This window comes from Duganella sp. sic0402 (assembly GCF_019219065.1).
GTDB lineage: Bacteria > Pseudomonadota > Gammaproteobacteria > Burkholderiales > Burkholderiaceae_D > Rugamonas.
The window spans coordinates 385,991-407,843 of record NZ_JAHUWK010000003.1; the positions used below are offsets into that span (position 1 = coordinate 385,991).

Annotated in this window: 16 protein-coding genes; 2 read left to right on the forward strand and 14 right to left on the reverse strand. The window is 61.9% G+C overall.

Annotated elements, in window-relative coordinates:
- Nucleotides 1-25: 25 nt before the first annotated feature.
- The 13 genes from KW842_RS10815 to KW842_RS10875 form a co-directional block, all read right to left on the reverse strand.
- On the reverse strand, nt 26-1,435 hold the full coding sequence (locus KW842_RS10815) for a serine hydrolase (RefSeq protein WP_218304086.1): 1,410 nt from the start codon (nt 1,433-1,435) through the stop codon (nt 26-28).
- Between the two features lie 26 nt (nt 1,436-1,461).
- On the reverse strand, nt 1,462-2,391 hold the full coding sequence (gene truB, locus KW842_RS10820; RefSeq protein ID WP_218304087.1) for a tRNA pseudouridine(55) synthase TruB: 930 nt from the start codon (nt 2,389-2,391) through the stop codon (nt 1,462-1,464).
- Nucleotides 2,391-2,780, reverse strand: a complete 390-nt coding sequence (gene rbfA, locus KW842_RS10825; protein WP_218304088.1) for a 30S ribosome-binding factor RbfA — start codon at nt 2,778-2,780, stop codon at nt 2,391-2,393. The genes truB and rbfA overlap by 1 nt, the downstream gene beginning before the upstream one ends.
- A 72-nt stretch (nt 2,781-2,852) precedes the next feature.
- Entirely contained in the window at nt 2,853-5,732 is a 2,880-nt protein-coding gene (gene infB, locus KW842_RS10830) for a translation initiation factor IF-2 (RefSeq protein ID WP_218304089.1), read from the reverse strand.
- A 46-nt stretch (nt 5,733-5,778) separates the two neighbouring features.
- Nucleotides 5,779-7,344, reverse strand: coding sequence for a transcription termination factor NusA (gene nusA / locus KW842_RS10835; protein WP_110847054.1), 1,566 nt, complete (start codon nt 7,342-7,344; stop codon nt 5,779-5,781).
- Nucleotides 7,341-7,829 carry a ribosome maturation factor RimP gene (gene rimP, locus KW842_RS10840; protein ID WP_218304288.1) on the reverse strand — a complete coding sequence of 163 codons (489 nt, stop codon included), beginning with the start codon at nt 7,827-7,829 and terminating at the stop codon, nt 7,341-7,343. The genes nusA and rimP overlap by 4 nt, the downstream gene beginning before the upstream one ends.
- Before the next feature lie 236 nt (nt 7,830-8,065).
- On the reverse strand, nt 8,066-10,237 hold the full coding sequence (locus KW842_RS10845) for a pseudouridine synthase (protein WP_218304090.1): 2,172 nt from the start codon (nt 10,235-10,237) through the stop codon (nt 8,066-8,068).
- A complete protein-coding gene (gene scpB, locus KW842_RS10850) occupies nt 10,224-10,940 on the reverse strand; it encodes an SMC-Scp complex subunit ScpB (RefSeq protein WP_218304091.1) in 717 nt (238 codons plus the stop codon). Before scpB ends, KW842_RS10845 begins: the two co-directional genes overlap by 14 nt.
- A 242-nt stretch (nt 10,941-11,182) precedes the next feature.
- Complete coding sequence (locus tag KW842_RS10855) at nt 11,183-12,208, reverse strand: glucokinase (RefSeq protein WP_218304092.1); 1,026 nt, start codon at nt 12,206-12,208, stop codon at nt 11,183-11,185.
- A 243-nt stretch (nt 12,209-12,451) separates the two neighbouring features.
- Nucleotides 12,452-13,402: a VTT domain-containing protein gene (locus KW842_RS10860; RefSeq protein ID WP_218304093.1), complete on the reverse strand. Its 951-nt coding sequence runs from the start codon at nt 13,400-13,402 to the stop codon at nt 12,452-12,454.
- A gap of 25 nt (nt 13,403-13,427) precedes the next feature.
- Complete coding sequence (locus tag KW842_RS10865) at nt 13,428-14,996, reverse strand: ABC transporter ATP-binding protein (RefSeq protein ID WP_218304094.1); 1,569 nt, start codon at nt 14,994-14,996, stop codon at nt 13,428-13,430.
- The gene (locus KW842_RS10870) at nt 14,993-16,006 is read right to left on the reverse strand and encodes an ABC transporter permease (protein ID WP_218304095.1); all 1,014 of its coding nucleotides are present in this window, start codon (nt 16,004-16,006) and stop codon (nt 14,993-14,995) included. Before KW842_RS10870 ends, KW842_RS10865 begins: the two co-directional genes overlap by 4 nt.
- Nucleotides 16,003-16,923: an ABC transporter permease gene (locus KW842_RS10875; protein ID WP_218304096.1), complete on the reverse strand. Its 921-nt coding sequence runs from the start codon at nt 16,921-16,923 to the stop codon at nt 16,003-16,005. Before KW842_RS10875 ends, KW842_RS10870 begins: the two co-directional genes overlap by 4 nt.
- A gap of 477 nt (nt 16,924-17,400) precedes the next feature.
- On the opposite strand from KW842_RS10875, the gene KW842_RS10880 reads away from it, so the two are divergent.
- Together KW842_RS10880 and KW842_RS27605 are read left to right on the forward strand one after the other, a co-directional pair.
- Nucleotides 17,401-20,253: a TonB-dependent receptor domain-containing protein gene (locus KW842_RS10880; RefSeq protein WP_229223616.1), complete on the forward strand. Its 2,853-nt coding sequence runs from the start codon at nt 17,401-17,403 to the stop codon at nt 20,251-20,253.
- 198 nt (nt 20,254-20,451) lie between these two features.
- On the forward strand, nt 20,452-20,574 hold the full coding sequence (locus KW842_RS27605) for a hypothetical protein (RefSeq protein ID WP_255583939.1): 123 nt from the start codon (nt 20,452-20,454) through the stop codon (nt 20,572-20,574).
- 48 nt (nt 20,575-20,622) lie between these two features.
- Here the strand turns inward: KW842_RS27605 and aroG are convergent, their stop codons facing one another.
- The gene (gene aroG / locus KW842_RS10885) at nt 20,623-21,702 is read right to left on the reverse strand and encodes a 3-deoxy-7-phosphoheptulonate synthase AroG (RefSeq protein WP_218304098.1); all 1,080 of its coding nucleotides are present in this window, start codon (nt 21,700-21,702) and stop codon (nt 20,623-20,625) included.
- Nucleotides 21,703-21,853 lie beyond the last annotated feature (151 nt).

Sequence of the window (21,853 nt, forward strand, 5' to 3'; positions counted from 1 at the left end):
GTTGCAACTCAACGTAAATATCGCATTAGCGGATATTTACGAGGAATTGGTCCAGTAACCCATCCGGCCGGAAATAGGTGTTGATGCGTACCTGCTTGCCGCCAGCGATGCCGCGATAGCCGCGCGAGGTCATGCCGCCGCGTTCCTCGCTGCGGCTTTCGGACAAGTCCTGCAACGCACCCAATGGCTGCAGCGATGCGGCGAAATCGGCCACGGCGGTGGCGGTGAAATAGCTGCTCAAGTCACTGCTCATCAGCTTGCGGTCAGGCTGGCCCGCCTGCAACTGGGCAAACAGCTGGCGCACCACCGCCAGGCTGGCGGCGCTGGACGTCAGCGGCGCAGTGGTGGCCGCAGCCTTCGGCAGGGCCAGCAGCAGTCGCTCCAGTTGATCGACGGTCTTGCCCGCTGCCGGGCCGGGGCCATTGGTCAGCACCACCAGCGCCATGCCGTCATCGGGATACATACGGTTGAAAGAAATAAAGCCCGACATGCCACCCGAGTGATGCCAGCGCGCGCGCCCTTCGGGACTGCGGTCCACCACCAGGCCAAGCGCATAACCGGTAGCGCCGCCGTCGCTCAGGCGCGCTTCGGCCAGCAGTTGCGACTGCGACGTCGGCTTCAGCAGCTTGCCCTGCAACAGCGCAATATCCCACAGCGCGAGATCGCCGGCGCTCATTGCCAGTTGTCCGGCCGCATAGGCCCAGTTGCGCCCTTCCGAAACCGCTACCCGCAGCGGACCTTCCGCGTAGCGCTGGTAGCCGAGCGGATCGTCCGCGCTCCATGGGGTGCTGTTGATGTCAATCGCGGTGCGCATGCCCAGCTTATCGGTGATGCGGCTGCGGATAATCTGCGTCAGCGACTGGCCCACCGCCTTTTCCGCCATCTGGCCGGCGATCACATAATTGGTGTTGCTGTACTCCCAGCGCTGGTCGGGCGTGAAATTGAGCGGCTGGCGGCCCCACCTCGCCATGATGGCTTGCGGCGTGGTGGCAACCGCCATGAATGGCGCGATGTAGTCGAGCGGGTAGTAGTCGCTATAGCCGGCGGTGTGCGACAGCAGCTGGCGCAGCGTGATGTCCTGGGCGCGGCTCAGCTGCGGGAAGTAGCGCGCCACCTTGTCATCCAGCGACAGCTTGCCCTCCTCCGCCAGCAGCAGTACGGCGGCACCGAGGAACTGCTTGCTGTTGGAGCCAATCTTGTAGCGCATCTGCGGCGTGGCCGGCAAACGCGGCTCAAGCCGGGCCCATCCATAAGCCTGTGCGTAGGCGACCTTGCCGTCGCGGACGATGGCCAGCGACACGCTGGCCTCGCCTGTCTCGGCCAGCACTTGCGTGGCAATGGCGTCGACTTGCAGCACCGTTTCCGGCGTCAGCTGGGCCATGGCCGGCGCTGCGCAGGCCAGTATCACAACAAACGAGACAAGACTGCGGGCCATGGATGCTCCTGTGGCTGAACTGTGGCTTAAGTGTGGCTGGCGGCGATCAGGCGTTCGGGGGCAAGGATGGCGTATTCCTGCAACAGCCCGGTCCCCAGCAAGCGCTCGCCATCGTAGACACGCACCCGTCCGATATGGGCGGACGGCACGGCAACCGCCGGCTCCTTGCCCAGCGGCAGACGCTGGCCTTGCAGGAATCGTTTGGCCAGCGCCTCGCCCAGATCCACGCGCGGGAAGCTGGACAACAGTGCGTCCACCGGCGACAACAGCGTCAATGGCGCTGCGTGCGCGGCCAGCTCTTCCAGCGTAATCATGCGATCGGTGGTCAGCTCGCCAACCTGGGTGCGGCGCAGCGCGTTCAGGTGCGCGCCACAGCCAAGCGCCTTGCCGATGTCTTCGCCCAGCACGCGGATGTAGGTACCCTTGCTGCAGGTGACCGATAGTTTCAGGAATGGCGCTTCGTAGGAAATCAGTTCCAGCTTGTGGATGATCACGTCACGCGCCTCGCGCTCCAGCGTGATGCCTTCGCGCGCGTATTCGTACAGCGGCTTGCCGTCGCGCTTCAGCGCCGAATACATCGGCGGCACTTGCTTGATCGGGCCGCGGAACTGCGCCAGCACGGCATGGATCTGCTCCAGCGTGACGTTGACGTCGCGGCTTTCCTGCACCTGGCCTTCGGTGTCGCCGGTGTCGGTGGTCTGGCCGAGGTGGACGGTGGTGTCGTAGCTTTTATCGGCTTCCAGCAAGTCCTGCGAGAACTTGGTGGCCTCGCCGAAGCACAGCGGCAGCAGGCCAGTGGCGAACGGGTCGAGGGTGCCGGTGTGGCCGGCCTTCTTGGCGTTCAGCACGCGCTTGGCCTTGATCAGCGCATCGTTGCTCGACAGGCCGACAGGTTTGTCGAGCAGCAGTACGCCGTCCACCAGATCGCGGACGCGTTTCACACGAGCCTGATTCATTATTCCTCGCCGTCGTCGAGCGAGCGGGTGCTGTTGGCCTGGTCGATCAGCGCCGACATCGCCATACCGCGCGCGGCCGAGGTATCGTGCACAAAATGCAGCTGCGGCAGCGTGTGGATGTGCAGACGCTTGCCCAGCTGGTTGCGCAGATAGCCGGCGGCGGCATGCAGGCCGGCCAGCGTGTTTTTCACCGACTCCGCATCATCCTTCAGCATGGTGAAGTAGATTTTGGCGTGGGCGTAATCCGGGGTCAGCTGCACCTCGGCCAGCGTGATCATGCCGATGCGCGGGTCTTTCAATTCAAAGACGATCAGTTCGGACAGATCTTTCTGGATCTGATCAGCCACGCGCAAGCCGCGCTGTGGGATGTTTTTACTATGTTTTGCCATGATGATTCCCTAAACGGCAAGTGGACGGGAAGGCCCGTCCACTTTACCAGATACTGCTGTGCTACCCGTAAATTACAGGGTACGCGCGATTTCCTGTACTTCGAACACTTCCAGCGAGTCACCCACCTGGATGTCGTTGTAGTTCTTCAGCGACAGGCCGCACTCCAGACCGGCGCGGACTTCTTTCGCGTCGTCCTTGAAGCGTTTGAGCGAGTCGATCTCGCCAGTCCACACCACGATGTTGTTGCGCAGCAGACGTACCGACGACGAACGCTTGACCACACCATCGGTGACCAGGCAACCAGCCACGGCGCCGACCTTGGACACCAGGATAACCTGGCGTACTTCAACCTGACCGGTGACGGTTTCACGCTTCTCTGGCGCCAACATGCCTGACAACGCCGATTTGATCTCGTCGATCGCATCGTAAATGATGTTGTAGTAGCGAATGTCCACACCGTTCGACTCGGCCAGCTTGCGCGCCTGGGCATCAGCACGGGCGTTGAAGCCGATGATGACTGCTTTCGAAGCGACCGCCAGGTTGACGTCCGATTCGGTGATGCCACCAACTGCAGCGTGCACAATTTGTACGCGCACTTCCGAGGTCGACAGTTTCTGCAGCGAGGCCACCAGCGCTTCTTGCGAACCTTGCACGTCGGTCTTGATGATCAGCGGCAGGTTTTTCACCTCGCCCTCGGCCATCTGGTCGAACATGTTTTCCAGTTTCGCCGCTTGCTGCTTCGCCAGTTTCACGTCGCGGAACTTACCTTGACGGAACAGGCCGATCTCGCGGGCTTTACGCTCGTCCGCCATGACCATGACTTCTTCGCCAGCTTGCGGCACTTCGGTCAGACCCTGGATTTCGACCGGGATCGATGGGCCGGCTTCGGTGATCGGCTTACCGTTTTCGTCCAGCATCGCGCGAACGCGGCCGAAGGACGAACCTGCCAGAATCACGTCGCCGCGCTTCAGCGTACCCGACTGCACCAGCACGGTGGCCACAGGACCCTTGCCTTTATCCAGACGGCCCTCAACCACCAGGCCGCGCGCAGGCGATTCCACCGGCGCTTTCAGTTCCAGCACCTCGGCTTGCAGCAGCACTTGCTCCAGCAGGGTGTCGATGCCGACGCCGGTTTTTGCCGACACTGGCACGAATGGCGAATCGCCACCGTATTCTTCCGGCACCACGCTCTCGGCGACCAGTTCCTGGGTCACACGGTCGACGTTGCCACCTGGTTTGTCGATCTTGTTGATCGCCACCACCAGCGGTACGCCAGCTGCTTTCGCGTGAGCGATAGCTTCCTTGGTTTGCGGCATCACGCCGTCGTCAGCCGCCACCACCAGAATCACGATGTCGGTTGCTTTCGCACCGCGGGCACGCATGGCCGTAAAGGCTTCGTGACCCGGCGTATCCAGGAAGGTGATCATGCCGCGCGGGGTGTCCACGTGGTATGCACCAATGTGCTGGGTAATGCCGCCGGCTTCGCCCGACGCCACTTTGGCGCGGCGGATGTAATCCAGCAACGAGGTTTTACCGTGGTCGACGTGACCCATGACGGTCACCACCGGCGCGCGCGGCTTGGCTTCGAAGTGCGCGTGTTCACCCTGGTCAGCCAGGATCGCTTCCGGATCATCTTCCTCGGCAGCATGCGCCTTGTGACCCATTTCTTCCACCACGATCATCGCGGTTTCCTGGTCCAGCACCTGGTTGATGGTGCACATCTGGCCCAGCTTCATCAGCTGTTTAATGACTTCGGAAGCCTTGACCGACATCTTGTGCGCCAGTTCGGCGACAGTGATGGTTTCCGGCACGTGCACGTCTTTGATGACGGCTTCGGTAGGCGCCTGGAAGTTGGTCTCGCGGTCATCCGACTGGTGATGACGGCGACCGCCGCCCTTGCCACCGCGCCAGCTGTCGCGACCGGTACTGGCGCCAGCACCACGGCCTTTGTTCGCACCGCCCGGGGCGCCGCGTTTTTTCGCGTCATCCTGCCAGGTCGACGACACATTGGCCGACTTGATCGATTTCTTGTCGCCAGCAGCAGCTGGCTTCTTGTCGTCTTTCTTGTCGCCCGGCTTGGCGGCGCCAGCGGCAGTCGCCGGCTTGTGCAGCGTGCCTTCGGCAACTTTAGGCTTGACCGGGGCCGGCGCCGGTTCCGGCGCCTTGATGGCGCGGCGCGGCGCGTTCATCATGGCCTTGATCTGGGCGACTTCGTCTGCCACAGCCTGGCGCGCGCGCTCGGTGGCGGCAGCTTGTTCAGCAGCCTCCTTGGCGGCAGCGGCAGTCTTTTTCTTGGCTTCTTCAGCAGCAGCTTTTTTCTTGGCTTCTTCAGCGGCGGTGTCGGCGGCAGGCGCAGCGGCAGCAGCCGGCGCTGTCGCAGCAGCGGCCTTGGCGGCAGCAGCTTTCTTCGCTTCTTCCTTGGCTTCGGCTTCCGCTTCCTTCTTGGCGGCGGCTTCGGCTTCGGCGTTGGCTTTTTCCTGGGCGGCTTTATCCGCTTCCAGCTTGGCCAGACGCTCTTGCTTCTCGCGCAGATCCGCTTCCTGACGGGCGATCAGTTCAGCTTGTTTGCGTGCATCTTCTTCGCGACGTGCGACTTCCGCCGCGTCGATCACCGGCGCTGGCGCTGGGGCCGGCGTGGTGGTCAGCGGTTCGTCGCGCTGTACGAAGGTACGCGTTTTCTTGACGGCGACCTGGATGGTGCGGGCCTTGCCATTGGCGTCGGCCTGCTTGATCTCGGTGGTTTCCTTGCGCGTCAGCGTAATTTTCTTCTTCTCTTCAGCACCGGCGCCGTGGGTGCGGCGCAGGTGATCGAGCAGCTTATCCTTATCATCTTTCGACAATGGATCTGACGTCGAACTTTTTTCGACGCCGGCAGAACGCAGCTGCGTCAGCAGCAGATCTGCAGGCATCTTCAGTTCGGTGGCAAATTGGGCTACGTTGTTACTCGCCATTCAGTCCTCTTTTCTATGTGTCGCGGAGATGATAAAAATACTCAAATTAAGCCTTTGCAGATTCAGTCAGACTCCAGGCTTTGGCTTGCAGGCCTTTGGCGCGGTCGTCGTACTTCGCATCAACCAACTTCATCTCATCGTCGGTCACATCTTCAAATTCACTCGTAATCAGTGCTCGTGCACGGTCAGACGACAGGGCCAGAATGGCACCGAACTCGTCATAAGCCAGGCCGGCAAAAGCTTCTACCGTTTTGATACCAGCCAGGCCCAGCTTGCCGGCGGTGATGCGGTCCATACCTTCCAGACCGACCAGCGCCTCGTCCATGCCTTCCAGGCCTTCTTCCGAAGCGATGGCTTCGGTGACCAGGGCGTCACGGGCGCGGGTGCGCAGTTCGTTGACCGTATCTTCGTCAAACGATTCAATCTCCAGCATTTCCGAGATTGGCACGTAAGCGATTTCCTCCAGGCTGGCAAAGCCTTCTTCCACCAGGATGTCGGCCACTTCCTGGTCGACGTCCAGTTTTTCCATGAACAGCGCGCGGATCGCGGCGGTTTCCTGGGCTGCCTTGTCGGCCGATTCCTCGGCCGTCATGATATTGATCTTCCAGCCGGTCAGGTCGGAAGCCAGGCGTACGTTCTGGCCGGAGCGGCCGATGGCGATCGCCAGGTTCTCTTCGTCCACCACCACGTCCATCGCGTGCTTCTCTTCGTCGACCACGATCGACGATACATTGGCCGGGGCCAGTGCGCCGATGACGAACTGCGCCGGATCTTCCGACCACAGCACGATGTCCACGCGCTCGCCGCCCAGTTCACCGGTCACGGCCTGCACGCGCGAACCGCGCATGCCGACGCAGGTGCCGATCGGATCGATGCGCTTGTCGGCGGTGTAGACCGCGATCTTGGCGCGCACGCCGGCGTCACGGGCCGCCGATTTGATTTCCAGCATGCCTTGTTCGATTTCCGGTACTTCCAGTTCGAACAGCTTGGCAATGAATTCCGGCGCGGTGCGCGACAGGATCACTTGCGGGCCGCGCATATTGCGGTCCACGCGCAGGATGTAGGCACGCACGCGGTCGCCGATACGCAGATTCTCTTTCGGGATCATCTGGTCGCGCGGCAGGCGGGCTTCGATCTTGCCGGATTCGACGATGGCGTCACCGCGCTCCATGCGCTTGATGGTACCGGTCACCAGCGAATCGCCGCGCTCCAGGAAGTCGGCCAGGATCTGCTCGCGCTCGGCGTCACGCACGCGCTGCAGGACCACCTGTTTGGTGTCTTGCGCAAAGCGGCGGCCGAATTCGACGGATTCGATCGGCTCTTCGATGTGGTCATCCACTTCGATGTCAGCGATCTGTTCTTTCGCTTCGAAGTGCAGGATTTCCTGGTCCGGCAGTTGCAGGCCCGCTTCGTCAGGCACCACGTGCCAGCGACGGAAGGATTCGAACTCACCCGACTCGCGGTCGATCGAAACGCGGATGTCTACTTCACCCTCATAACGTTTCTTCGTGGCTTGCGCCAACGCGAACTCCAGTGCGCCGAAAACGACATCTTTATCGACGTTCTTCTCACGCGCCAGCGCGTCTACCAATAACAAAACTTCGCGACTCATGCTTTGCGTCCCTTAAAATCCACCTGCGGCACCAAGCGTGCCTTATCCACATCGGCGAGTGTGAAATCCAACTGCGCCGGACCTTCATTGCTTTCAAATTCCAACGACAAATTCTCGCCCTCGGGTTCCAGCAGGACCCCCGTGAACGACTTCCGGTTGTTCGTACCCGGCATGGCTGCGCGCAGCTTGATGACTACCTCGCAGCCGGCAAAACGTGTGTAATCCGACAGCTTGCGCAGCGGACGGTCCAGGCCCGGCGACGAGATTTCGAGACGTTCGTAATTGACGTTCTCGACCGTCAGCACGTGCGACAGCTGATGGCTGACCGTGGCGCAATCCTCTACGGTGATCGGACCTTTTTCTTCGGCATCTTCAGCGCTGAAATCGATAAACACGCGCAGCAGTCCACGCTCGGCCCGTTCGACATCAACCAGCTCATAGCCCAGACCAATCACGGTCTTTTCAATTAAATCCAGAAGCTGCAAGAAATTCTCCAGTTTAAGGCTTGTTAATTTGTGCAAAACAAGCCGTTTAAAACGGTTCAACAAAAAAAAAATGGGCATCTGCCCATCTTTCTAAAACACCTAGCCAGATGAAAAGTTCCTTGGCAGTGACGCAATCAGGAACTTCTACTAGGCTGGATATTATAACCTTATATGAACTTCGCTGCAATGCCGCACGGGCGGCATAGCAGACTTACAACAAGGCGAAAGCTGATCGGTCAGCCCTTGCGGCGACGCGGCATACCGTGGTCAGCCGCACCGCCACGCGGTTGCTGGCCACGACGCGGCGCGCCACTGGCGGCGCCGAAACCGAACGTGGTTTGCAACGGATCTGGCTGACGCGGACCACGGCTTGGGCCCTTGGCCTGCTGGCCACGACCTTGCGCGCCCTGCCCACCTTGACCCTGCCCCTGGCCCTGACCTTGCGGACGGCCACCCTGGCCTTGCGCGCGCGGCGCCGGACCTTCGCCCAGCGGACGTCCACCGGCGTAGCCGCCAATGCCTTGCGGCCGGCCGCCTGGACGGCTGGAACCCTGGCCTTGCCCCTGGCCGCCTGGGCGGCCCTTGCCACCACGGTTGCCATTGCCGACGCCGTTGCCGCCACCGAAACCGCCACCCTGGCCACGGCCGCCATTACGGGCAGGCTTACCAAACGGCAATGCATTTGCGTTGCTGAGGTCGGCGCGGTTGAAGTTCGGCTCGTTGTCGTCGTCTTCGTCATCATCGTCGAAATCACGCTCGTCACGGCGATTGCCACGTTCGGCATGCTGGTCGCGGCTGCCATTATTGGCATTTCGGCCACGTTTTTCCGGACCCTTGTTTTGCGCCGGCTTGGCTTGCTGCTGCGCTTTGGCGGCAGGCTGCGCCGGCTGCTGCGCGCCGCCCTTTTTCTCGACGCTGTAGGCAGCCATCAGGCCGCGCACTGCGTTTTCTTCCATCTCTTCCCAGCGGCCGCGTTTCAGGCTGCTTGGCAGGGTCATGGCGCCGTAGCGGGTACGGATCAGGCGCGACACGGTCAGGCCGATCGCCTCGAACATGCGGCGCACCTCGCGGTTACGGCCTTCACCGATGATCACGCGATACCATTTGTTGATGCCCTCGCCACCGCCATCAGCGATCTTGGAGAACTGCGCCACACCATCTTCCAGCTCGACGCCGGCCAGCAGCTTCTGGCGCATGCCCTCTTCCAGCTCGCCCAGGGTACGCACCGCGTATTCGCGGTCGATGCCGTAGCGCGGGTGCATCAGGCGGTTGGCCAGGTCACCCGACGTGGTGAACAGCAGCAGGCCTTCGGTGTTGAAGTCCAGACGGCCGACGGCCAGCCATTTGCCCGCCTTCATGGTCGGCAGACGATCAAATACCGATGGACGGCCCTCCGGATCGTCCATCGAGACGATTTCGCCGGCCGGCTTGTGATAAATCAGTACGCGCGGCGGCTTTTTGCTGACGCGGCGCTGGATCAGCTTGCCGTTGATGCGCACCGCATCGGTCGGCAAAATGCGCTGGCCGGTGTGGGCTGGCTCGCCGTTGACCGACACGCGGCCGGCAACGATCAGTTCTTCCATGTCACGGCGCGAACCCAGGCCGGCTTCAGCCAGCACCTTGTGCAGCTTCGGCGCGTCATCTTCCGAGGTCAGGTCGCGGCGCACTGCCTTGGCTGGCTGACGGCCCTTGCCTTCGTCGCTGTCGAACGCATCCGAAGTGACATAGGAGAAGGCCGCATCGGCATCGCTACCCTTGGCGCCGCCGGCGCTCTGGCCGCCCTGGCGTTGCTTGCCATTCTTTTTCTTGCCGTTGCGTTCATTATTACGCTGGCCATTGCGCTGCTCGTGGCGTGGCTTGGCGACCACTGGCGCTGCCCCCTCTTCCGCGCTCGGCGCTGGGGTATCGCCAGCTTCGGCGGCAACAACTTCCGGACGTGGATTGGCGGCCTGGCGCGCGGCGCGCAGTTCGCGCATCTGGCGCGGACCACGTGGACGCGGGCTGCGCTCGCCGGCTTCGGCTGGTGCGGCGGCCGGCGTTTCGGCCGCAACCACTGGCGCGGCGGCTTCGGTGGCCGGCGCTCCCGGCTCGGCGGCTGGCGCAGCCTTCTTGGCGCGCGGCTTGACCGGCTTGGCGACTGGCGCCTCGCCTTCCGCGACAGGCGCGGCGGCAGCAGCGTCGGCCTTCTTGGCACGCGCTTTCTTCACTGGCGCCAGCGTGTTGGCGCCGACCGGCTCGGTATTCTCGGCTTCCGCCTTGGCCTTGCGCTTCGGCTTGGCGGCGGGCGCGTCGCCGGATGCGGCGGCGGCATTATCGGCCTCGATCTGGGCCTTGGTGCGGCGTTTAGGCTTGGCGACCACATCGGCCGCAGCTGCGTCGTTCGTCTCAGGGGTATCAGGTTTGTTCATTATTCGTTTCTTGGTTGTGCTCAGCGTCAACCGTTAAATCTGGCGCAGGGCCTTGTTCTTGCTCAATTTCTTCTTGCTCGGTAGCGCTGTCCTGCTGCGCAGCCTTCTCAAAGTTCTCTTGTAGAGCCGCTTCCAGTGTTTCCATAGCGCTCTGACCATCACTGATTTGCTGCAACGGCGGCAACTGGGACAGCGAATTCAAGCCCAAATCATCCAAAAACTGTTTTGTCGTGCCCAGCAGGGCAGGACGGCCGACGACGTCGCGGTAACCGACTGCATCCACCCAGCCACGGTCTTCCAGCATCTTGATCGTCTGCGAATTGACGGCAACGCCGCGTATTTCTTCAATATCGCCCCGCGTGACCGGTTGGCGATACGCAATGATGGCCAGTGTTTCCAGCGTTGCCCGCGAATACCTCGGCGGCTTTTCCGGATTCATCCGGTCCAGATACAGCTTCATCTCGGGGCGGCTCTGGAAACGCCAGCCAGTCGACAGGCTGATCACTTCCACGCCTTTGCCGGCCCAGTCGAGCCGCAACTCTTCCAGCAATTCCTTGATCGTATCGGCGCCCACGCCGGCGCCGCGCGGCCGGTCCTGATCATCCAGCTCGACAAACAGTTTTTTCAGACTGTGGATCGATAGCGGCTCACGAGCGCATAGCAAGGCGGTTTCGAGGACTTTTTTAGCCTCAACAGTATCCATAAGCAAAATCGAAAGAAATCAATCACATTCAGTGAGGCTGGCGGGAGTACTCGCTGAAGCTGCTTTTCCGACGCCAAGGTCTATGCGCACCTGGCGGGAGAGAGGGACATGCCGGCAACGGCCGAAGCCGCTGCTTTCTACGTGAAACGTGGGCAGGAAGCCAGACGTTTCATCCAACAACGCGAATTGTACCTGATAAAACCGCAAAACGCGCATTTCGCGTCATCGAAATGTAACTGAGCTTACGCGGAGGCAAGCCGATCAGACAAAATTGCCGAAACTCCAACGAACGCCGGGTATTCCGCCGTGATCACCCAAGTTGGCACCTCGGACAGATATTGATGGAAGCGGCCTTTGGCTTCGAAGCGGGCGCGAAAACCGGAACGGTCGAAGCGCTGGCCCAGTTTCGGCACGATGCCGCCGCCAATGTAGATGCCGCCCTGCGCGCCCAGCGTGACGGCGAGATTGCCGGCGATGGTGCCCAGCATGCAGCAGAAGGCCTCGATCGCCTGGTCGCACAGCGGGCATTCGCCGGCCAGCGCGCGGCGCGAAATCTCGGCAGCATTCAGTTTTTCAGCAGGCAGGTCGCCGATGGCGGCCAATGCGCGATAAATCAGTTCGATGCCGGCGCCGGACATCAGGCGCTCAGCCGAGACGTGCTCGAATTCTTTCCAGGCGAATTGCAGAATCGCCACTTCGGCCGGATTGGCCGGCGCAAAAGTAACGTGGCCGCCTTCGCTCAGCAGCGCAGTCCAGCCATCCTTGCCCGGAATCAGGCCGGAAACGCCCAGGCCAGTGCCGGCACCGATCAGGCCCAGCGGCGTGCCAGGCACGCCGACACCACCGCCCACCTGGTGTTTTTGCGCTGCCGACAGCTGCGGCAGCGAGCTGGCCAGCGCGGTGAAATCATTGACCACCACCAGCGTGTCGAAGTTGACTTCGCGGCGCAGCGCCTCAATAGAGAATTCCCAGTGGTGATTGGTCATGCGCACCAGGTCGCCGGTAACCGGGTTGGCGATGGCGATGGCGCCGTTGCGGATGCCGGTGACGCCAGCCTGGGTAACCACGGGCATGGCCAGGTACGCAACCAGGGCGGCGGCCAGGGTTGGGTAGGCGGCGCACGCCAGCACTTCAATTGCCTCGATCCTGCCCGGCGCGGTTTCCAGCGCAAAGCGGGCATTGGTGCCGCCCACATCCGCCAGCAGACGCGGGCCACCAGGGAAGACGGTGGTCAGGGAGGGAGGCGTTTGTACGGATTGAGCAGTCATGATGGATCAAAAATAGTTGAGGCTTAAGCTTAAGGTATTTTTGCCATCACAAGCAAGCGATGTTTGTAGTTTTAGTACAGTTTGCTACAGAACTTTACGATTGCGTGAATTTGATGCGTAGTATGACTACCGGCACAAAATTGGAAACGTTTCCTCAACTCCCTCATCCCCGCCCAGGCGAGTATCCATGCTGAGTGTAAATGGAGGCGTTGTATGCTTCCCCGCCTGCGCGGGAATGACGGGTCAGGCGGATGCGGTGTTGTCCTGGCTCAGCGTCTCGCTACGGAAGGCGGCGTTCCACGCCTCCAGGCCGCCATGCAGCGGCCGGGCCAGGTGGTAGCCCTGGCCGATCAGGTTCTTGGCCACATGCGCGGCAGTCACATCGTTCGGGCAACTGCAGTAAACAATGATATGCCGCCCCTTATCCAGCCCAACAATCTGAGCCGTCAGGTCACCGCCATTGAACAGCACCGCGCCCGGCACTGCCGGATCAAGCATCTGTGCGGTGGCGCTGCGCGCATCGACCAGAATAGGCTCGTGGCCCTGCTCCATCATCTGCTTGAAGTCATCAATAGTGATACGCTCGATATCGACCGACTGGCGGAAACGCTTGCGCTCCACATATTTAAACGCGACAAACAGCGACAGCAACACCCCCAGCACGATCAGCGCCGTCGTGCCCATGGTGCTGAGAATGTCCAGCAGCTGGTCCACACTGGTGTGGAAGAAAGCACCGATGGCGATGCCGGTGCCGGCCCACAAGGTGCTGCCCATCACGCTGTAGCACAGGAAAGTGCCGGGCCGCGTGCCCATGGCGCCGGCCAGCGGCGGTGCGATCACATTAAAACCGGGAATGAATTTGGCGACGATCATCGCCTTCGGTCCCCAGCGCTTGAAATTGTCTTCGGTCTGGCTGACGCAGTAATCCGGCGACAGCGAAATCTTGCACAGCAGCTTGAGGATGCGCTTGCCATAGAAACGGCCGGCGCGGAACCAGAACGTATCACTGATCAGACAGGCGAGCATGGCCACCGCCAGCACAGCGGTCCAGTGAGTATCGCCATCAACCGACATGGCGCCGGCCACGATCAGCAACGGAAATGCGGGAATGGGCATGCCCAGCTGTTCGATCAGCACCAGGCCAAACACGATCAGCACGCCGTATTCTTGAAGCAGGAGGATTAAATTCGCCATCCAGATATCTTAACTTAAAAAACGCTTAACCGTGGCGCGGCATTGCCGCCAGCAAGGCGCGTGTATAGGGTTGCTGTGGATCGCTGTACAGCTGCTGCGCGTCCGCCAGCTCGACCACTGCGCCGTGCCGCATCACCATCACCTGATCCGCCATATATCTGACCACCGCCAGATCGTGCGAGATGAAGATGTATGACAGCCCCAGCTCATCCTGTAAATCCCGCAAAAGATTGAGCACCTGGAGCTGCACCGGGACATCCAGCGCCGACACTGATTCGTCGCAGACCAGGATCTCTGGCCGCAGCGTCAGGCAGCGCGCGATGGCGATACGCTGCCGCTGGCCGCCGGAAAACTCGTGCGGATAACGGCCGATGGCGGTCGCTGGCAAGCCGACCTTGTCCAGCAGGGTAAGCACCATCGCCAGCCGCTCGGACTCGTTGGCGCCAATGCGGTGGATGCGCATCGGCTCCAGCAGAATATCGCCGACGGTAAAGCGCGGATTCAACGAGGCGTAGGGATTCTGAAAAATGATCTGCATGCGGCGCTTGTAGGCCTGAAACTCGCGCCCCGGCATGCCCAGCAGCTCTCGTCCGTCAATCCGGACACTGCCGCCGCTGGCCTGGTGCAGCCGCAGCAAGGTCAACCCGAGCGTGGTCTTGCCGCTGCCGGATTCCCCCACTACGCCCAGCGTCTGCCCGCGCGCCAGCGTGAACGAGACGTCATTGAGCGCCGGGAATGCACGCCGCCGCAACCAGCCGTCGCGCAGCGAAAAGGTTTTGCCGAGTCCACGCACTTCCAGCAGCGGCTGGCCGGCCGCCGCTTTGCGTCTTGGCGTCGCCAGCGCCGCGCGGCATTGCAGCAGGCTACGTGTGTATTCGTCGGCCGGCGCGATCAGTACCTGGCTGGCCGGGCCGGCCTCGCGCACTTCGCCGTGGCGCATGACGACCACCTGGTCGGCAATCTGCGCCACCAGCGCCAGGTCGTGACTGATAAACAGCACCGACATGCCGCGCCGCCGCTGCAGGCTGGCGATCAATTCCATGATCTGCTGCTGCACGGTCACGTCCAGCGCGGTGGTCGGCTCGTCGGCAATCAGCAGCCGGGGTTCGCAGGCGATCGCCATCGCGATCATCACGCGCTGCTGCTGGCCGCCGGACAGCTGGTGCGGATAGGCATCGATTCTGCTGGCAGGCTCCGGAATGCCGACCTCTTCCAACAACCCCAGCGTGCGCTGACGCGCCTGGCGCCGCCCCATGCCCATGTGCAGCCGGAGCACTTCCGCGATTTGCGCGCCGACGGTAAACACCGGATTCAGCGAAGACATCGGCTCCTGAAAAATCATCGCGATATCCTTGCCGCGCACGCACGGGCCATCGAAGCGGATGCTGCTGGCGGGATCAATGATGGCGGACGCCTGATCAAGCAAGCCGATCACGGCCAGCGCGCTGACCGACTTGCCGCTGCCGGATTCGCCGACCAGCGCCACCGTGGTGTTGTGCGGCACGCTGAAGCTGACGCCCTTGACTGCCTCCACCGTGCGGTGGCGGTCCAGGCGGAAGGCGACGCGTAGTGCGCTGACCTCAAGCAGGTTCATTGCTTCACCTTCGGGTCGAGTGCGTCGCGCAGTGCGTCGGTGAATAAGGAGAAGGCGGTCACCAGCAAGGCCATGGCGCCGGCGGCGGCAGCCAGTTGCCACCATCGGCCGAGCAGCAATTCGCCCTGCGCCTCGTTCAACATGCTGCCCCACGACACCACGCCGGCCGGCACGCCGAAGCCAAGGAAAGTCAGTATCACTTCGGCCTTGATGAAGCCCACCGCCAGGATCGACAGCTGCACCAGCGCCACATGGCTGACGTTGGGGAAGATGTGGCTGAACATCCTGCGCCAGTGCGAGGCACCGATGGCGTCGGCGGCCAGCACATATTCACGCGCCTTGTGCTTGATGTATTCGGCGCGTATCAAGCGATATGGGCCGGTCCAGCCAGTCAGGCCGAGGATCAGTACGATGCTCAGCACGCCCTTCTGCTGCAACACCGCCGCCACCGCCAGGATCATCAGCACAGACGGGATTGCGGTGAACACGCTGTAGCACCAGTTCAAAAAATCATCCGCCACGCCGCCCCAGTAGCCCGACAGCGCGCCCAGCAAGGTGCCCAGACTGACCGCCAGCAAGGCCGCCACCAGGCCAACCGCGATCGAGGTTGCGCCGCCCTTGATGGTCTTCTTGATGACATCATGCCCCCATTTGTCACCGCCAAACGGCAAGGCCGGCAGGCGGACCGCTGTTTCCGCCGAGACGACAGCGCGCAGCGCGCGGATATCCTCAGCCAGAGGATCGAAAGGATTAGCGGGCAAATCACGCGGCGGTGCCGAAGCCGCCGGCGCTGGCGCGGCGGCGGCGGGCGGCGTGGATCCGGCTACGCCGGCGGCAAACTTCGGCGGCGCATAGCTAATGCCCACCTCTGCGTCCCAGTCCGCCACAATCAGGCCGCTGGCGGACAGCAGCGCCAGCAGCAGAAACACCGCCACCACCGCCAGCGACGCCATCGCCAGCCAATCCGCGCGCAAGCGCCGCCAGGCCAGGCTCCACAAACCCGCGCTCATGCCAGCTTCACACGCGGATCGACAGCCTGGTACAACAGATCTGCCAGCAAATTGAACACCATGGTCGCCGCCGCCACGTACACAGTAATCGCCTTAATCACCGGAAAGTCGCTGCGCTCGACCGCCAGGATCACCTCGCGCCCAATGCCTGGAATGCCAAAAAACCGCTCCAGCAAAAACGCGCCTATCAGCAGCGCCGGCAGGCTGGACATCACATGCGTCAGAATTGGAATCGCCGCATTGCGCAGCACATGCACCCACATCACGCGCCGCTCGCTGGCGCCTTTGGCGCGCGCGGTGCGCACATAATCCTGCCCGACCTCATCCAGCACAAAGCTGCGATACAGCCGCAACGTCGGCGCCAGCGACACCGCCAGCCCGATCAGCACCGGCAGCATCAGATGCCGCAGTCCGCCCCAGCCCTGCACCGGAAACCACCCCAGCTGGTAGGCCAGCCCATACTGGAACACGATGATATACACCAGGATGCTGACCGACATCGCCAGCGTACACAGCAACATCACCACCCGGTCGCTCAGCGTGCCGCGCGCAAACGCGACCAGCAACGCCAGCGCGACGCCGATCACGGTTTCCAGCACGGTCAGCGGCGCCAGCACCGCCAGCGACGGCCCCAGCCGCGTGGCGATCAGCTGCGACACCGGCTCGCCAGTCGCCCAGCTCAGGCCAAAGTCCAAATTCAGAATTTGCCGGATGAAAATCCACAGCTGCACGTAATACGGCTGGTCGACACCCAGCTGGCTACGGATATTGGCGATGCTGTCCGCATCCGCCATCTTGCCGGCGAGGATATACGCCGGATCGCCCCCGACCCAGTTAAACAGTGCGAACAGCAGCAGCACCACGCCGAGCATGGTCGGCAGCATCTGCCACAGGCGACGAACGATAAAAGCCGGCATCTCTATCCTTGCGCGAAAACAGGTTTCCACAATACATGCTTTTCAACCTTAGCATAAACCCATTAATTGTCGGCTACGCAAAGCCTCGCCGTTACCCGTCCACTCTTGGGGCGAGTCGCTTGTCGCATAAATGTAACGCTATGTATCATCATGAACACAGTTTAATCAAATTGCTTTTGCACCAAGATGGTACGGGTTCCCCATAGCCCCGCCAGATATTCGCTCAGTTTTAATAGAAAAACACTGTTTCCGAACAGTTCAATGCGGTTCGCACCAAATTAGAGCGCTTTTCGGGCAAATTTGGCGCGGCCGTTTTACCTGTTGTTACCTGGCCGAGCAGATTGACAGCAAATATCGGCGGGTGATTTGATGAAGTAATGAAGGCGTAACAGCGCGCCTTCCCGGCTGCGGCCGGTCATAAGAATTACACAATGATTTCATCTAAAGGGAGCGACAACAATGATGGTTGAAACAGTTATGGCCAGGTCGGTACGCCTGGTGTGCGCAGGCGGTCTGATGCTCGGCATGCACGCTGCGGCCATGGCCCAGCAGGCGGATGCGGATGTCGTGGCCCGGGTGGAGATCACCGGCTCCTCGATCAAGCGCATCGCCAAGGAAGGTTCGCTGCCGGTGCAGACCCTGACCCGCTCGGACATCGAACAAAGCGGCGTGCAGAACGTGGCCGACCTGGTCGCCCAACTGCCGTCGATGCAGGGCTTCATCACCTCGTCGGCCTCGGTCAACGGCGGCGGCGGCGGCGTGCAGACCGCATCCATCCACGCCATCGGCACGCAATACACGCTGGTGCTGCTGAACGGCCGCCGCATGGCGCCTTACGGCACCGGCAGCGCGGTCAACCTGGCCAGCATTCCACTGGCCGCCGTTGAGCGCGTCGAGATCCTGACCGACGGCGCTTCGACGCTGTACGGCTCGGACGCGATCGCTGGCGTGATCAACTTCATCCTGAAGAAAAACCAGACCGACCTGGTGGTCGAAGGCACCTACAATTCGCCGCAAGAAAAAGGCGGCAAGAGCAGCAACTTCTCGATCAGCAAGGGCTGGGGCAACCTGGAAGCGGACGGCTACAACGTGCAGCTGTCGTACAGCCACGATGAGCAGAAAGAGCTGAACGCCACCCAGCGCGACTTCGCCAAGTCCGGCGTGCACCCGTTCACCCACAACGGTAAAAAATACGTCACCTGGCAGACCAGTATCAACTCCACCCCGGCCAACGTGGAAGTAGTGACCGCCAACGACGACGTGGTGCTCAACACCGACCTGCTGACCAAGAACGGCTGTACCCAGGCCAACACCTTCTCGCGCGGCGGCGCCTGCCGTTTCGACTACGCCGCCACCGTGCAGCTGCTGCCGGAACTGAAGCGCGACAGCGTGTTCGCCAACGGCTCGCTGAAACTCGGCAAGGACACCACCGCCTACAGCGAGCTGGTGCTGTCCAAGTTCACCAACACCGCACGCTACGCGCCGGCCGCGCAGCCGCTGACGGTGTTCAGCACCGACCCGGTGACCGGTGTTAAAAGCGTCAACAACAACTACATCGGCGCCTACAACACCTCGGTGGTGCCGCTGCTGGCCGGCCAAGGCGTCAACGCCGCCGACGTCACCGACGCCTTCCTGTACTACCGCGGCGCTGACGCCGGCGGCCGTACCGACGAGTACCGCACCGACGCAGCCCACTTCGTGCTGGGCCTGGACAGCAACTACGCCGGCTGGGATGTCGGCGCGTCCTTTACCCATTCGCAGAACAAGCAGACCGACAAGGCGCTGGCCGGCTATATGAGCGGCGACAAGTTCGAAGAACTGATACGCACCGGCAAATACAATCCATTCGTCTCGTCTGCCAACGCTGCCTCGGTGCTGTCCTCGGCCGTGCTGCGCCAGGACCTGGGCCAGATCAAATCCAAGCTCGACATCGTCAGCGCACACGCCTCGCGTGAAGTGTTCGAGCTGCCAGGCGGCGCCGCAGCACTGGGCGTGGGCGCCGACTTCACCAAGCAGAAGTACGAAGACAACCCGTCCAAGATCGCCATGGGTCCTGGTCCGGGCAATCCGGGCTGGACCGACGTGGAAATCGGCGGCGGCACCGGTTCGCAGGCGCTCGACGCCAGCCGCAATAACTGGGGCGCGTTTGCCGAGCTGCTGATGCCGATCGCCAAGGATCTGGAAGCCACCACCGCCGTCCGCTACGACAGCTATGACGCGGTGGAAAAACACAACGTCAGCTACGACTCCAGCGGCAAGGCTGCGCCTGGCGGCAAGCTGGGCGAAGATGTCGCCAAAGCCACTTACAAACTGGCGCTGCGCTACACCCCGACCCAGTCGCTGCTGCTGCGCGGTTCCTACGGCACCGGCTTCAAGGCGCCAACGCTGAACAATATCGCCGACCCGCTGAAAAACGCCGGCTCGTCGAACGCCTTCCCTTGCCCGGTCAAGGCGCCGGACCCACGCGCGGTCTACTGCCGTCCGGGCTCGTCGGAATACGGCCTGCTGGACGCCGGCAATCCGGCCACCGGCGACAAGGCGCTGAAAGCGGAAACCTCGAAACAGGCCACGCTGGGCTTCCGCCTGGAGCCAAGCACGGCGTTTTCGGTCGGCCTGGACTGGTGGGACGTCAAGCTGAAAAACCAGATCCGCACCTTCTCGCAGGATCAGCTGTTCACCAACCCGACGCTGGCCAACCAGTGGATCGCGGTGTACGCCGACCCTATCCAGAAGAGCAATGTGCTGGTGGCGGTGCGCTCGCCGATGAATCTGGCGGCGTCGCACTTCCAGGGCCTGGACTGGGACACCACCTTCCGCGCGGCAACGCCGATCGGCAAGGCCAGCATCAACTGGACTGGTACTTATATGCTGAAAGCTGAGCAGGACACGCCGGGCGTCGGCACCGAGAAATCGATCGGCCGCTTCAACTCCTACGATGACGTGGTGTTCCGCGTGGTCAGCCGCATGATCTTCACGCTGAAAACCTCGGAGAAGCTGAGCAACTCGCTGACCGTCAACTACCGTTCCGGCTACCACGACAAGCCGCTGACGGCGGATGATGCGCAAGTGCGCGAAGTCAACGCCGACGGTAGCATCGGCGCCGTGGCCGGGATCGAACGTGATGTGAAGGCTTACACCACGGTCGATTACCAGGCCAAGCTGAACTTCATCAAGAACCTGACCCTGACCGCCGGCATCCGCAATCTGCTGGACAAGGACCCGCCGTTCTCGGTGCGCAACTCGGGCGGCGGCAATCAGGTGGGCTATGATGGCCGCTACGCCGATCCGCTGGGCCGTACCTTCTACATCACGGCGCAGTACAAGTTCTAAACATAAAGTCTAAACGTAGTGAGTAGTATCTTTGGCCGGCTTATGCCGGCCTTTTTTATTATTCACATTAGATATATCCGCCATCCTCAAATTATCCTTTTTGCGTATGGCACATATCGAAATATAAAATTATATTTATATCTGCGCTTCCGGTAAGCTGTGTCCATCGATCATTTTTGCTGCTTACAGGAAACCACCATGACCACCGCTACCGCTACCCTCGCCGCCAAGCCAGCCACCCGCCGCTCGTGGAAACACATCATCCGCCGCGCTTTCGAGACGCTGGGCAAGCACTACTCGCACGGTCCTTACATGCTGTAATCAGCAAGCCGCAGCAGTAAAAAAGCCGGGTTCAGCCCGGCTTTTGTTTTATTTGGCGGCCGCTTCGCGCGCCAGCGTCGCCAGGCGGCGCTGGCGCACCGCCGCCGCCAGCCCCTGCAGCACCTGCACGCTGCTGTCCCAATCGATGCAGCCATCGGTGACCGACTGGCCGTAGGTCAGTTCCTTGCCAGGCACCAGATCCTGGCGGCCGCCCACCAGATGCGACTCCACCATCACGCCGACGATGCGGCTCTCGCCGCCCGCCACCTGGCCGGCGATGTCGGCGCACACCGGTACCTGATTCTCCGGCTTCTTGGAGCTGTTGGCGTGTGAAGCATCGATCATCAGGCGTGCCGCCAGTCCTTGCGCGGCAATCGCCTTGCAGGCTTCATCGACGCTGGCCGCATCGTAGTTCGGCGCCTTGCCGCCGCGCAGAATGATGTGGCAATCTTCATTACCGTTGGTCGACACGATGGCCGAGTGGCCGCCCTTGGTCACCGACAGGAAATGGTGCGGCTGCGAGGCCGCCTTGATCGCGTCCACCGCGATGCGCACATTGCCGTCGGTGCCGTTCTTGAAGCCGACCGGGCACGACAGGCCCGACGCCAGCTCGCGGTGCACCTGCGATTCGGTGGTGCGGGCGCCGATCGCGCCCCACGAGATCAGGTCGGCAATGTATTGCGGCGAAATCACGTCGAGGAATTCGGTGCCGGCCGGCAGTCCCAGTTCATTGATGTCACGCAGCAGCTCGCGCGCCATGCGCAGGCCGTCGTTGATGCGGAAGCTGTTGTCCATATACGGGTCGTTGATCAGGCCTTTCCAGCCCACCGTGGTACGCGGTTTTTCGAAGTAGACGCGCATCACGATTTCCAGGTCCGCGCCCAGTTCCTTGCGCAGCGGGGCCAGGCGGCGCGCGTACTCCATCGCTGCTTTCGGATCGTGGATCGAGCACGGGCCGATCACCACCATCAGGCGGTCGTCCTGGCCGTGCAGGATGCGGTGCAGCGCCACGCGGGCGTTGGCGGCGGTCTGCTCAGCCGCTTCCGTGCATGCATACTCGCGGATCAGGTGGGACGGTGGCGTCAGTTCCTTCATCTCGCGGATGCGCAAATCATCGGTACGGGGCATTGCTGTTCTCCAAGTGAGCTAAATAAAAAATCAGGGTAAAAAAAAACCGCCTCGGAGAGGCGGTTTTTCGGGAATTCGCTGGGACTCGTTTTGCTTCTACGTGCACCGGCCGCTACTCCACCGCCTTGGGGTTGGAATTGCTAAAGTAAAA

Bases quoted from the DNA above. Each gene is read 5' to 3' on its own strand.
- KW842_RS10870 (WP_218304095.1), bottom strand. From the start codon at position 16,006: ATGAGCGCGGGTTTGTGGAGCCTGGCCTGGCGGCGCTTGCGCGCGGAT.
- nusA (WP_110847054.1), bottom strand. From the start codon at position 7,344: ATGAGTCGCGAAGTTTTGTTATTGGTAGACGCGCTGGCGCGTGAGAAG.
- scpB (WP_218304091.1), bottom strand. From the start codon at position 10,940: ATGGATACTGTTGAGGCTAAAAAAGTCCTCGAAACCGCCTTGCTATGC.
- KW842_RS10860 (WP_218304093.1), bottom strand. From the start codon at position 13,402: ATGGCGAATTTAATCCTCCTGCTTCAAGAATACGGCGTGCTGATCGTG.
- KW842_RS10845 (WP_218304090.1), bottom strand. From the start codon at position 10,237: ATGAACAAACCTGATACCCCTGAGACGAACGACGCAGCTGCGGCCGAT.
- KW842_RS10815 (WP_218304086.1), bottom strand. From the start codon at position 1,435: ATGGCCCGCAGTCTTGTCTCGTTTGTTGTGATACTGGCCTGCGCAGCG.
- KW842_RS10880 (WP_229223616.1), top strand. From the start codon at position 17,401: ATGGCCAGGTCGGTACGCCTGGTGTGCGCAGGCGGTCTGATGCTCGGC.
- KW842_RS27605 (WP_255583939.1), top strand. From the start codon at position 20,452: ATGACCACCGCTACCGCTACCCTCGCCGCCAAGCCAGCCACCCGCCGC.
- KW842_RS10865 (WP_218304094.1), bottom strand. From the start codon at position 14,996: ATGAACCTGCTTGAGGTCAGCGCACTACGCGTCGCCTTCCGCCTGGAC.
- KW842_RS10875 (WP_218304096.1), bottom strand. From the start codon at position 16,923: ATGCCGGCTTTTATCGTTCGTCGCCTGTGGCAGATGCTGCCGACCATG.
- KW842_RS10855 (WP_218304092.1), bottom strand. From the start codon at position 12,208: ATGACTGCTCAATCCGTACAAACGCCTCCCTCCCTGACCACCGTCTTC.
- aroG (WP_218304098.1), bottom strand. From the start codon at position 21,702: ATGCCCCGTACCGATGATTTGCGCATCCGCGAGATGAAGGAACTGACG.
- infB (WP_218304089.1), bottom strand. From the start codon at position 5,732: ATGGCGAGTAACAACGTAGCCCAATTTGCCACCGAACTGAAGATGCCT.
- rbfA (WP_218304088.1), bottom strand. From the start codon at position 2,780: ATGGCAAAACATAGTAAAAACATCCCACAGCGCGGCTTGCGCGTGGCT.
- truB (WP_218304087.1), bottom strand. From the start codon at position 2,391: ATGAATCAGGCTCGTGTGAAACGCGTCCGCGATCTGGTGGACGGCGTA.